11 protein-coding genes are annotated in these 13,108 nt (G+C 34.5%); all 11 read right to left on the bottom strand.

Annotation, left to right across the window (positions count from 1 at the left end):
- Positions 1–808 precede the first annotated feature (808 nt).
- The gene (locus A1704_RS20740) at positions 809–1,486 is read right to left on the bottom strand and encodes a hypothetical protein (RefSeq protein WP_062675926.1); all 678 of its coding nucleotides are present in this window, start codon (positions 1,484–1,486) and stop codon (positions 809–811) included.
- Positions 1,487–1,496: 10 nt separating this feature from the next.
- Entirely contained in the window at positions 1,497–2,357 is an 861-nt protein-coding gene (rfbD, locus tag A1704_RS20745) for a dTDP-4-dehydrorhamnose reductase (protein ID WP_062675927.1), read from the bottom strand.
- A 47-nt stretch (positions 2,358–2,404) separates the two neighbouring features.
- A complete protein-coding gene (locus A1704_RS20750) occupies positions 2,405–2,890 on the bottom strand; it encodes an acyl-CoA thioesterase (protein WP_062675928.1) in 486 nt (161 codons plus the stop codon).
- Positions 2,891–2,960: 70 nt separating this feature from the next.
- Positions 2,961–3,464, bottom strand: a complete 504-nt coding sequence (locus A1704_RS20755; RefSeq protein WP_062675929.1) for an OmpH family outer membrane protein — start codon at positions 3,462–3,464, stop codon at positions 2,961–2,963.
- A 65-nt stretch (positions 3,465–3,529) separates the two neighbouring features.
- Entirely contained in the window at positions 3,530–4,084 is a 555-nt protein-coding gene (locus A1704_RS20760; RefSeq protein WP_062676116.1) for an OmpH family outer membrane protein, read from the bottom strand.
- An 8-nt stretch (positions 4,085–4,092) separates the two neighbouring features.
- The gene (gene bamA / locus A1704_RS20765) at positions 4,093–6,627 is read right to left on the bottom strand and encodes an outer membrane protein assembly factor BamA (protein WP_062676117.1); all 2,535 of its coding nucleotides are present in this window, start codon (positions 6,625–6,627) and stop codon (positions 4,093–4,095) included.
- Positions 6,628–6,655: 28 nt separating this feature from the next.
- Positions 6,656–7,405 carry an isoprenyl transferase gene (locus tag A1704_RS20770; protein WP_062675930.1) on the bottom strand — a complete coding sequence of 250 codons (750 nt, stop codon included), beginning with the start codon at positions 7,403–7,405 and terminating at the stop codon, positions 6,656–6,658.
- Between the two features lies 1 nt (position 7,406).
- A complete protein-coding gene (porG, locus tag A1704_RS20775) occupies positions 7,407–8,297 on the bottom strand; it encodes a type IX secretion system protein PorG (protein WP_062675931.1) in 891 nt (296 codons plus the stop codon).
- Between the two features lie 213 nt (positions 8,298–8,510).
- Positions 8,511–11,015: a polysaccharide biosynthesis tyrosine autokinase gene (locus A1704_RS20780; protein ID WP_062675932.1), complete on the bottom strand. Its 2,505-nt coding sequence runs from the start codon at positions 11,013–11,015 to the stop codon at positions 8,511–8,513.
- Between the two features lie 2 nt (positions 11,016–11,017).
- Positions 11,018–11,908, bottom strand: a complete 891-nt coding sequence (locus tag A1704_RS20785; RefSeq protein ID WP_062675933.1) for a polysaccharide biosynthesis/export family protein — start codon at positions 11,906–11,908, stop codon at positions 11,018–11,020.
- Between the two features lie 36 nt (positions 11,909–11,944).
- The gene (locus tag A1704_RS20790) at positions 11,945–13,063 is read right to left on the bottom strand and encodes a glycosyltransferase family 4 protein (RefSeq protein WP_062675934.1); all 1,119 of its coding nucleotides are present in this window, start codon (positions 13,061–13,063) and stop codon (positions 11,945–11,947) included.
- Positions 13,064–13,108: the final 45 nt, after the last annotated feature.

A 13,108-nucleotide genomic window follows, 5' to 3' on the forward strand; every position in this document is an offset into this window, starting at 1 on the left:
ATCTTTATATCTTTCGCTTTTCAACGAAGCAATCTCTCTGTCAGTGTCGCTCCGTATTTGCGAGTGCAAAAGTAAAACTTTATTTTTTAATGACCAAATGTTTTTGAAGAAAATTTTAAAGTTTTTTTAAGTAACCTTAATCCTTCTCAAAACCTTAATCTCTCTACTCCTGCGCTCCCTCTAATTGGGACTGCAAAGATACAAACTCTTTTTAAACTGGCAACTTTTTTTTCAAAAAGTTTTAAAGTTTTTTTCGTCCGTCTCTTTTTGGAAGTAATATCGTTTCTGCCCAGCTAAAGGCTCTTCTGCGCTACTGAATGTCTTTCGTTTTTCAGTGGGGCAAAGATAGTAACTTCATACAACGCAAAACAAGTTTATTTAACATAAATTTCATATTCGGATAGGTTTTTATCCTAATCAGCTGGAAGGCAGAGAGAAAAATTTTAAACATTTGTTTGGAGGAGTAGACGAGAGGGGATTATTCGGCCGATGAGATGTGGGATTTTGGGGGTGGAACATCAAATAAGGTATCTATAATAATAAGGTGCAGGTTTGAATTGAATTCAAATGGAGGGAGTATCTTTATTAAATGGGATTCATTTGACTAAGCTCAGGATTATAGCCCGTTCCCTATTGATATATATAATAAGATAAGGGAAGATTTTCAATAAAGCCTGTAAAAAATGTGACTGGAAATACATTTGAGCTAAAGCTCAGTACAAAGATTATATAAAAGAACGGGCTGAAGCCCGTTCCTATTGTTGATTTATATAGGCCAAAACCTACAATTGTTTAGTATAGAATGTTTCTAATGTTTGATTTCCTTATATATTAAGCTCAAAAACTCAGCGTAGGACTTCTCCAGGCCAATAATATCCCCGGATTTCAGATTCAAACCTCCTACTCCTGAGTTATCTGGTTTTACTTTTAGAGAAGAAACCTGAAAATAGAGGTTGTCATCATTAGCTTTTGGCTGAACTTTCACCGTAGAGCCTAAAAGTTTTTTGGTTGAGATGGTATAAATTTCTCCCGGGACAATTTTTAATTTTAAAAAAGATCTTGGAGAGATTGTATAATCTTTACGGTTGATGTTGATCTTTTGATCTTTTTCAGAAGAGGCAAATATATACATCTCACCATGTTTAGCTGCTAGTTTTTCTTTGGGTGTATAATATAAAGCGATTTTATAATTGGCAGCATTGAATGCCTGAGGTGTACCATCAACATTTTCGAAAGGTTTTAATTCGAATGTATTGGCACCAATCTCTTTTGCTTTTTTATATACCAGAGAAAATACGAGTGCATCATCTTTTGAAAAACCCTGTACTTCTACTTCTCCTAAATAAATAGCATCTGCTACGGCTTCTTTTCTTAGTAAGAATTTATCTGAGTTGTCATTTGTTTTTTCAACTCTGGTCATATAAACATTTTGTGCGCTCCACAACTGGATACATAACATGGAAAAGAGGATTGCAATATTTTTCATATATATAGTATTAGTGTGAAAGGATATCGACACATTCTTCAAGACTGTTTTCCCAATGTTTAGGTTCTATTTTGTAAACTTCCTCTATTTTATCCAAAGACATGGTACTTCTTACAGGTCTTTGGGCAGGTGTTGGGTACTGTTCGGTTGTTAATGGATTTAATTTTATTGATGATTTTGAAAATTCAGCAATTTTTCTGGCAAATTCAAACCAGGTTGTCTCCGGATAGTTTGAGAAGTGGAAAATCCCATAGGTTTTCTGTGGCGTTTCAATAATCCTCATAATAGCTTCTGCCAAATCGTTTGCGTTAGTAGGCTGCCCAAACTGATCAGCAACGATTCCCAGCTCTTCTTTTTGAGAGAAAAGATTTAACATTGTTTTCACAAAATTCTTATTAAATTCAGAATACAGCCATGAAGTTCTTAGGATGATTGTTTTTGGATTAATTTCCAGAGCAAGCTCTTCTCCTTCTCTTTTTGATGCACCATATACTCCTATCGGGTTTGTAAAATCATCTTCAGAGTATGGAAGATTTGTGGTACCATCAAAAACATAATCTGTAGAAACATGAATCAGAACAGATTTATAATCTGCGCATGCCTGAGCAAGATGAGCTACTCCACCAGCATTTACGGCAAAGGCTTTTTCTTTTTCTTTTTCCGCCAGATCAACTGCGGTATATGCAGAGGCATTGATGCAATAATCAGGTTTGTTATCATAAAAGAAATCATTCACCTGCTCTTCATTGGTAACATCTAAAATGGATGAGTCTGTAAATAAGAATTCATATAGATGTTCAAAATCCGGAGCAATCTTTTTTATGCAGTTTCCTAATTGTCCGTTACTCCCTATTACTGCTATTTTTTTCATTTGTTTATTATTAATTTTTAAATTGGGACCTTCAACAAGAAGTAGGTTTAAGAGTTCTTGGCATTCTGAGATCTTAAGAACTTCACTCTTGACTGGAAGTCTTTTTGGATAAGATCTACATAAAATTTATCAAAAATTTCTTTGATATCTTCGGGATGAACTTCAGATTTTCTTGTTTTGACATTAAAATAAATAACGGTTACCCAAAGTACAGCATGAATTGTTTTTTCATCAAGGCTTTTCATCAGAATTTCGACTTTTGCTGTTCTATCCTGTACATCGATGGTCTTGCTGCTGATCACTACCTGCGTATTATATCTTACTTCTTTCAGATAGGCTATTTCATTTTGAATAGCAATCCAGGTACAGCCGGTTTGCTTGGTATATTCTTCATAGGTAAATCCATAAAATGTTTCTACATGATCTTCCCGGGCATTGAACATATACTCAAGATATTTTACATTATTCAAATGTCCGATTGGATCACAGTCACTAAACCTAACTTTGACCGTAGTTGATACTTCTTTTTCCATTCGGCAAAAATAAAAAAACCACCTCTAAAAGAGGTGGTTAGTTTTATAAATCTTTGTTAATTTGCTGAAATTATTGAATTCCTAGTTCTTTCTTCACAGCTGGAGTAGCGTCTGGTCCTGCTTTATAAAGGAATGCTGTTGAGTTTGCATCCATAATATAATCATATCCACTAGCTTTAGCTACTTTTTCTACGGCATCGTTTAATTTTTTCTCAATAGGAGCGAAAGCTACATCTTGTTTAGACTGAAGATCTTTTTGAGCTTTTTCCTGCATTTGCTGGATTTCTTCAGCTAATTTTTTCATTTCTGCTTCTCTAGCATTGTTTTCCTCAGCTGTTTTCTTAGGAGCTTCAGTTTGGTATTGCTGATATTTAGTTTGAGCTGCGTCAGCTTTTTTCTTAATCTCAGCTTGTTTAGTATCCAAGAATGTTTTAAGATCAGCATCTGCTTTCTTTTTCTCCGGCATTGCGTTAAGAACTCCCATTACATCTAAAGTAGCAATTTTTTGAGCTTTTGCCATACCTACAGATACAACCATCATTACTGCTGCAAATAATACACTTAATTTTTTCATAACTGGTAAATAAATAATTTAATTTGTTTTTAGATTTTAAAATATAGCAAAAGTTAATTCTCTGATTATTTTTTGCCTTTGCTATTTGTCTTTTCCTTCTTGTCTGTCCCTTTTAATAGAATAGACAATACTTTTTCGGTGTAATCATATTTTGACTGAAGGAAAATAACACTAATGTTATTGCTTTTATCAAGAACTATGCCCAAGCCATTTTTTTCGGACATTGTTTTGATAGCTCCCCAAATCTGATCCTGAAATGGCTGAACAAGATTTGTTCTCAGTTTTGTAATTTCACCGTTAGCTCCAAAACGTAAGCTTGTTGTTGTTTTAATATTTTTATCAAGATCGATAACTTCTTTTTCTCTAAGTTTAAGCTGGTCACCTATCAATAAAACTTTTTCACTTTCAAAAGCAGCCTTTTTTCTTTCATATTCAGACTGAAGGCTTTGAAGTTCAGATTCCCAGGTATCAATCTGAGAATTCAACCTAGCTTCAGCTTCTTTATACTGAGGTAATTTATTCAAAATTTCATTAGTATCCACTACTCCTATTTTTTGGGCATTGTTCAACCCGAAAAGCAAGAGGAATGCGAACGTGAAAATTATTTTAAAGTGCTTCATATTTATAATTATAATGTTTGGTTCATCAAGAAGTGGTTTCTCCATCCAGACTTATCACCAGAAATAGTCTTATCAAGACCTAGCGCAAAGTCGAATCCGATCAATCCAAATGCTCCCATATAAACTCTTACACCAATTCCGACAGATCTTTTCAACTGGAATGGGCTGTAAGAACTCCATGAATTCCATACGTTACCACCTTCAGCGAATGTCAATGCGTAGATTTTTGCAGTCTGGCTCATTGAGATCGGATATCTTAATTCTAAAGTAAATCTGTTATAGATTGTACCTCCTCCTTTCTGTGTAATATCTTCTGCCTGGCCTCCTTCTGTAGTGGCATTTTCATAACCTCTTAAAGGAATCAATTCTCTACCATCATATCGACCTCCGAAAAGACCTGTACCTCCCATATAGAATCTTTCGAATGGCGGAGCACCCAATTGGCTGTTATATCCATCCATGAATCCCATTTCTGCAGAAGATCTCAAGACCAGTTTTCCAATGATTTCATTGTAAACATCTGCTTTAAACTTGATTTTATAGAATTCCATCCACTTATATTTGTCAATGGCAGACATTGTGGAGTAATCTTTCTTCTTAAACAATGAGTATGGAGGAGTCAGTTTTGCTGAAAGCTCGATATTGGATCCAGTTGTTGGGAAAATAGGGTCAATACCTGCAGAGTTTCTGCTCAATCCTAAGTTGACACTGAAGTTATTGGCAGTACCATTATTTTCAGTGGAATCTCCAAACTGGAATGGATAGTTTTTGAAGTCATACTTCTGGAACTGTAAACCAGTATAAAGAGAGAAATAGTCATCCGGCCAGTTCAATAGTCTGTTCAGACCTACTGAAGCAGAGAAAATGTTCAATTTCTGAGCGTCTCCATATTGATCTGTATATCTTACTCTTGAGTTATTCAAACTTACAGAAAGAGCTGTTGGTCTTGTACCAAATAGCCAAGGTTCAGTGAATGATACTCCATAGTTCTGGAAGTACTGTCCTGCCTGCACCTGAACCGAGAACGTTTGTCCGTCTCCCTGAGGTACCGGTTTGAAATCTTTAAACTTAAGGAAATTCTTTAATGAGAAGTTATTAAATGTTAATCCTAAAGTACCGATGAAGCTGTTACCACCGTAACCTGCCTGTAGCTGAACCTGAGAAGATCCTTTTTCTACTAGTTTCCAGTTGATATCTACAGTATTATCCACCTGATTTGGCTGGATATCCTGTCCGATTTGCTGAGGGTCAAAGAATGACATCCCTGCTAAATCGAAATAGGTTCTCTTAATTTCTGTTTTCTTGAATAGCTCTCCTGGTTTTGTTCTTAGTGCTCTAAGAATTACGTGGTCATGGGTTGTTGTATTCCCTTGCCATGTTACCTTATTCCAGGTAGCCTGCTCACCTTCATTAATTCTAACTTCAAGGTTTACAGTATCTCCTGTTACTGATTTTTCAACAGGTGTTACGTTTGAGAAAAGATAACCATTGTTCATGTAAACAGATTTAATATCTGAATCATCCTCTTTACCTCCGTCTTCACCGACTTTTTTGTTGAAACCTACAGCATCGTAGATATCACCTTTCTTATATCCTAATAATCTTTGTAAATATTCTGTCGCGTATACAGTATTACCCGTGAATGTAACATCCCCGATATAATATTTTTTACCCTCGCTAAGTTTTACATTGATTTCGTAGTTATTTCTTTTGTTTCTCCATACTGAATCTGAAACAATTTTAGCGTCTCTGTATCCGAGGGAGTTGTAATAACTGATAAGACTTTGCTTGTCTTCCTGATATTTATCTTCAATGAATTTTGAGGACTTTAATATTCCACCGATACCGAAACGCTTTTGCTTAGTTTCTTTGAAAGCTTTATTTCTAAGTTTTCTATCGGTTACATTATCGTTTCCTTCAAATTCAATATGATCAATTTTGATTCTTTTACCCTTATCTACATTGATTGTCCAGTCTACCAAAGAAGGATCACCTGCATTGACTTTATCCTCAATAGTGATTTTAGCATCTGCAAAACCTTTTTTGATATAATCTTTAGGAACATGGGTTTTAAGGCTTGAAACTAAGTTCTGAGTAATCTTAGTTCCTGGTTTAAGGTTATTATCCTTTGCCAGTTTTTCACTTTTAGATTTACCGATTCCTTTTCCTGCAAATTTAACTTCTCCAAGTTCTTTCAGATCCTGTAGATGAAATTTCAGAACAATCGTTTGTCCTTCAATACTTTGAACATAAACTTCCACTTCAGAAAAAGATTGGGTATCCCAAAGCTTTTTTACAGCGTTGCTGATTTTCTGTCCCGGAATGTCTACACTTTCTCCTTTTGTAAGGCCCGTAAATCTTAAGATCTGAGCTGGTGTATATTTTTTTACCCCATCTACAACGATGTCTTTAAGTGTATAAGTTCCTGCCTCATTTTCTGCATGTACAGCATTATTTACTTTTGTGCTGTCTTGTGGAGTTACTTGTCCATAAAAATGTGCAGAAGCAGCAAACATAATGATGGGTAATAGTCTAAACTTCATTTTATCGAGTCTTTCTTTTCTTAAAATTTTATTGGCCATTTACCTGTTCACCGGTTAAACCATATCTTCTTTCCTTGTTTTGATAATCAACAATACATTGGAAGAAAATATCTTTGGTGAAATCCGGCCACAGAACATTTAAAAACTGTAATTCTGCATAAGCAATCTGCCAAAGCAGGAAGTTGCTTATCCTTATTTCGCCGCTGGTTCTGATCAGTAAATCTACAGGAGGAAAATCTTTTGTATAAAGATAGTTTTCGAATAAACTTTCGTTTATATTTTCTATCTCTACTTTTCCCTCTTTTACATCAGAACTTATATTTTTTACGGCTTCCAGTATTTCATTTTGCGAGCCATAGCTAATAGCCAATACAAGGTTTCCTTTTGTGTTTTCTTTTGTAAGCTCTACCACACGTTCCAACTGCTCTTTTACTATTGTAGGCAGTTTCTCAAGATTCCCTATAACATGCATTCTCAATCCTTTGCTGAAGATCTCTTCTGCTTCCAGCAGTAAGGTCTCTACCAACAGATTCATAAGGGTATTCACTTCTTCACTTGGACGATTCCAATTTTCTGAAGAGAATGTATACAGTGTTAAATAAGGGATATTAATCTCATTACATGCATTAATGGCATTTCTTACTGCATTAATAGCATTTTTGTGACCGAAAGTTCTTTCTTCGCCACGAGATTTTGCCCATCTCCCATTACCATCCATAATGATGGCTACGTGTTTTGGTAAATTCTCAGAATTTATTTTTTCTTTAATCAACGACATATTATTCACAATAACATGGAGGTCTTCCGAACGAATATGTAAGTCCTAAACTGAAAGTATTTATCCAGTCGTTGGATCTTCCATCTCCAATATTTCTCTTTTTAATAAACTCTGCTTCTCTTTCTTTAGAAACCGCATAATAATTTCCTGACTGTAATAATGAACCACCTGTAGCGGGATCCAAAATATCAGCATTAAAAGAAGTTTTTACATCTTTGGAAAGGATCTTACTATGATCCAACTGATCCGTCAATGTATATCTGAATGTAGCTTCTGCAAATATAGCCCAGGAATGGTTGAATTTATACTTCAAACCCACCCCAAAAGGAATATGCATTGTTACTTTTTTCCCTAGTGAATAATCTGTGGTGGTTGTAAAATCCAATTCATTGATTGGAGCTTGTGCTACACCATCAGCATCTCTCCTGAAATCATTTACAAGAGTAGCTTTAGGAGCATCAAACATCAAAGCACCAATACCTCCGAAGATGTAAGGGCTCAGCATGCTGATCTGCTCATTATTTACAGGGAAAAAATTATATTCAAACATTAAACTCGCCTCATACACATTGTTTTTTCCGTATGAGTTTCTATTTCTTCTATAATCTTCTTTCGCCGCTTTATCACTAAACTGAATCTGATTGTATCCCAAATCCAATCTAACGGTCTGATGCGGATTAAAATTAAATCTATATAATAAACCACCATAAAATGGGATGCCCCAATCTGACGCTCTGCTTAAATCCAACGGCTTCTGTAAAATATAATTTGTCCTTCCTACATCTCCCACTAGGTTACTCATACCTAGACGAACTCCCAATTCGTTTCTTTGTGCTTTAACACTTACCACTCCAAGGAAGGCAAGGAAGCTAAACAATAATTTTTTATTCATAAAAGAATATGGATTTATGGTTATTTTAAAATTTAATTTTTGCAAATATAAAACATTTTTATATTAATGATAATCTTAATGTTTAGTTAAAAATAAACAAAAAAACATAATTTGTTATAAAGTAAACGGCAAAGTGGCAAAAATATTCTTTTTTTCATAGAATGAAAATACTTTAAATATGAAAAAACCCCCATTAAATGAGGGTTTAATGCTTTATTTTTTGTTGAATAATACCTGTACTTTATTTCTGATCCTTATCAGTAATGGCTCTTTATAATTTTTATCTTCATCAAAATAACCGTAACCATAGCCATATCCATAACCGTAACCATAGCCATATCCGTAGCCTTGCTTGGTATTATAGTCATTATAGACAAGTCCTAAATTATTAACTTCGTCATTATGATACTTTTCAGTAATCATTTTAAGCATATATTTTTCTGTGTATTCATGGCGTACAACATAAATATTAGCATCCGAATACTTCATCAGCTCATAGGAGTCCGCCACAAGCCCTACAGGTGGTGAATCTATAATAATGAAATCGTATTTTTCTTTAAGTTCTTCTATAAATCTGATATTTTTCTGGCTCATTAATAGCTCAGATGGATTTGGAGGGATAGGACCTGAAGTAGCAACATCAAGATTAGGGATCTTGGTTTTATTAATAATCTGGTCAATATCTACTTCACCTGTAAGATAATTTGAGATCCCATATTTATTATCAATCTTAAAGTCTCCAAAGATTTTCGGTTTTCTAAGGTCCATTCCTAATAAGATTGTTTTTTTATCACTTAATCCTATTACGGATGCCAGATTGATAGAAATATAAGTTTTTCCTTCTCCCCCAATGGATGAAGTAATCAAAATAACTTTTCCTTTTTCACTTTCATTGTCCATCAGGAATCTCATATTGGCTCTTATTCCCCTGAAGGCTTCTGATACAGATGATTTTGGCTGCTCCAGAACGGTAAGCATATTTTCATTGCTGTTATTTCCTATTACTCCGAGAAGTGGAATTTTTGTAGCACTTAAAAGCTCTTTAATATTTCTGATTTTACTGTCTAATACTTCACCTACAAAGATAAAGAGTAATGGAAGCAGCAACAATCCAGAGATAATGGCAGTTTTCGCTAACTTGACATTAGGCCCGATAGGTCTTTGTCCCAGATTTTTTGCAGGGTCAATCACTGTAATATCGGATTGATTGGTCGCCATTCTCATCTTAGTATCACTCTGTCTTCCCAGAAGACTATTATAAGTGGCCTCGATCATATTATAACCTCTTTCTGCATCCAGATATCTTCTTTCTTTTTCAGGATAAGATGCTAAATCTGAATTGGCTCCTGAAATATCACGGTCAATTTTGTTGATCTCATCATAATATCTGCTATAATATCCTCTTAAGCTATTCGATGATCCCATTCTTGCTTCATCAATAAGCCTGTTGATTTCTCTCATCGGCTCTGATGAAGGCTTATAAATAGAAGCCATTTCTGCTTTTTTGGTATACAGAGCTTTCAGTTCAGAAACGGTTGCTGAGAATACGCCATCTTCAAAACCAGCAGCATTGGTTCCGATCATTTTATCAAAATTTTGAGACTGCAGCGTGTTCTTTATATTGTTAAGTGAATTGATTTTGCTTATGATATCAGCTTTTTTAGCTTCCAACTCTTTTATTTTCTCAAGAGATTTTTCATCTCTGTCTTTAATATTATAAAGTTTTTCTGAGGTTTTTAAATAATTCAGCACATTAGCACTTGAATCAAGCTTTTTACGGATATTATCCAGATTTTCTTTTAAAAAGATGTCTGTGTTTTTATTAACTATATTTTTATCAGCCAATCTCTTTTTTTGTAATTCTGCAACAGATTTATTAAGGAAATTAACTGTACTATTAAGATTATATCCTGTTTTGGTAATAATCATAATGGATCTGATCTCTTTATCAAAGTCAACACCTGTAGTAGAAACAATCTCATTTACACTCTCATTTACTGAGTTCAGTTTTACAATGATATTATCCAACTTGATTTTAGTGGGAACAGGATTTCTAACCAGTCTGAATCTCAGGTTTGGGGAATTGTACCACTCATTGATTTTAATGATTTTATCAGCGGGTCTGCTATATGCGTTGATACTCTGGAAGCCTTCAATCTCATAATTATACAAGTTGGTAGATTCTCCTTCTTCGGGTAAAACTACTTGATAGGCTCCATCTCCTTTGGGTATCAGGGTAATAGGATAATTAATCTGCTGAAGATGGTTTTTATCGATCTGAAGAAAGACAGGTGAGTCATCTTTATCCAGATAGGTAGATTTTATCAGTCCTTTAGTAGAATAATTGACAAAAAGGTCAAGTTCTTTTACCAAAAATTCATTATGCGATCTGGATAAAAGCATTTTCTTCAGATAAAGTCCATCCTGATTTCCGGTATCTCCCCAAATGAAGTTGATAGATTGATTAGCCTGTGTTGGTAAAAACTCAGACCCTTTACTGGAAGTACTTAATGATAAATCTGATGCATAAATATTTTGTGCATAGTAGTGAGTGTATCCCCATGCAAGCGTATAGCCAATAAAAAACATGAATACAAACCAATACCAGTTCTTAAGAACCCTTCTTAAAAAGTGTTCTAAATCAAATAATGCAAATGATCCATACTTTTCTTTCTGAGAATTATTCTTCTCTGCAGCGTTTACTCTTTCTGGAATCATGACTAAAGATTTTTAAGAAGTAAATAAATAGACAATGCTGTAGTAATCACCGAAACTCCTGTTGTCAAAGTCTGAATAGGGTCCTTTCCGAATCCATTCAAGCTTTTTGCTCTTGTGTTCAGATAAATTTCATCACCATTCTGCACATAATAGAAAGGAGAGTTCATAAGATCTTCGCGGGTAAGATCTATTTTAGCAATTTTGATTCCTTCCGGAAGTTTTCTGTGGATAACGATCTCTTTTTTGTCGATCGTTCTGTTCAGCCCACCATTGATAGCTAAAGCTTCAGTAATGGTAAGGGTATTTTTATGGGCTACTTTCTCTCCTGAAAGTCCTGTTGTTTCTACATCACCAAGAATATAATAGGTGATACCGTCTGTATTCAGTCTTACTTCAGACTTTCCTTCCTGGAAATTTTCATTTACTTTTTCCTGAATTTCTTTTCTGATATCCTCTAATGTTCTCCCCTCGGCTTTTACATAGCCAATTCCAAAAACATTGATATCACCATTAGAGTCTACCTTCAGGCCATTAAAATAAAAATTCATATTTCCTCCCCTGCTCGCACTGGAACTATTCCCAATTCCACCTCCTACAGAACTGCCTCCAGACATGGCAGGGCTTATTGCGATTCCGGATCCTGCTCCAATTCCTCCTGAGGAATTGTAAGAAGAATAAAACTGTGCAGCATCTCCTTTGGGAGTTGTTACAATGTTAAGATTGAGGATATCATTTTTGGTAATCCTGTATACAGGAATATTGTAGGGAACGAGACCTTCTTCATTAATTACGAGACTCTCACTTGGCTGTAAGTATCTTACATCCTTTGTTGTAATACATGAGGTAACTAAAAGAGGGAATATTAAAAATAAATATTTAAAGTTTTTCATCATATATATAATATTGTTTACAAAAGTAATATTTAATTGTTAATTTTTGTTATTTCTTAATCGATATAGCAAATCTGGCAGATAAGCACCCAAAAAACCTATTGAAAGGATCACCAATAATAAAAGATTGACATTAATATGTCTTAAATAATAAGCTACTCCAACAATCATCAAATAGTAAAGGATAATATAAAAAGTTGATCTCCTATGGGTAAGGTTCAATTTTAACAGCTTATGATGAATATGGTTTTTATCGGCATCAAATGGGGATTTTTTATTGTAAAGTCTGATCATAATTACATTTAAAGTATCTACGATCGGAAGAATCAAAATGGCCACCGCAACTACAGGAGCAGACTGAAGGTGATATCTTGGAACATCGATGAGTTTCTTATCTATAAAAATATCTATAAAACAAATGGATGTAAAAGCCAATAAAAAGCCAAGGAGCATAGAACCGGTATCTCCCATAAATATTTTTCGGGTACGGTAGTTTGACAAATTATAATACAAAAATGCCAATACAGTCCCAATGATAACAACAGATAGTATTACGAGCGGATAGTTATATTCTCCCAAACGGTAATAGCTTATTCCAAATAAAGCACTACAGATAACGGAATAACCTCCTGCAAGCCCATCTATCCCGTCAATCAGGTTGAACGCATTAATCAGAATAATAAATGTTACGATACTGAATATCACACTTACGAAATACTCCAGTTCGTATACGCCGAAGATTCCGAATAAACTTCTTATTCTGATATCCGAACCAATAACAATGAGGGAAGACACAACAATTTGTGCAACAAGTTTTTTGTAAGCCCTCATTACAACAATATCGTCCATTACCCCCACATAGAGCAGGATAATTAATGAAGCAAATAAAAATTTGTAGAGATCAAACAATTCATAGGCAAAAATAGAGGCACAGATTCCAATTGAATAAAAGATGGCAATTCCACCAAGATTGGGAATTTCTCTAAGGTGCGAGCTTCTTATTCCAGGCTCATCCATCAGATTCTTTCTTCTTGAAATCTTGACAATGGTAGGAATAGAGAAAAATGTAATTAAAAAGGAGAATACGAAACCTAATCCTATTTTTATATAGAAAATAGGTATCCCCGATCCGCTTAAGAACAATTCAAAGTTTTTCATTCTTTTCTAATTCAGCACTTGTATCTCCAAAATAAAAAATCATAA

Source organism: Chryseobacterium cucumeris, assembly GCF_001593385.1.
Classification (GTDB): Bacteria; Bacteroidota; Bacteroidia; order Flavobacteriales; family Weeksellaceae; genus Chryseobacterium; species Chryseobacterium cucumeris.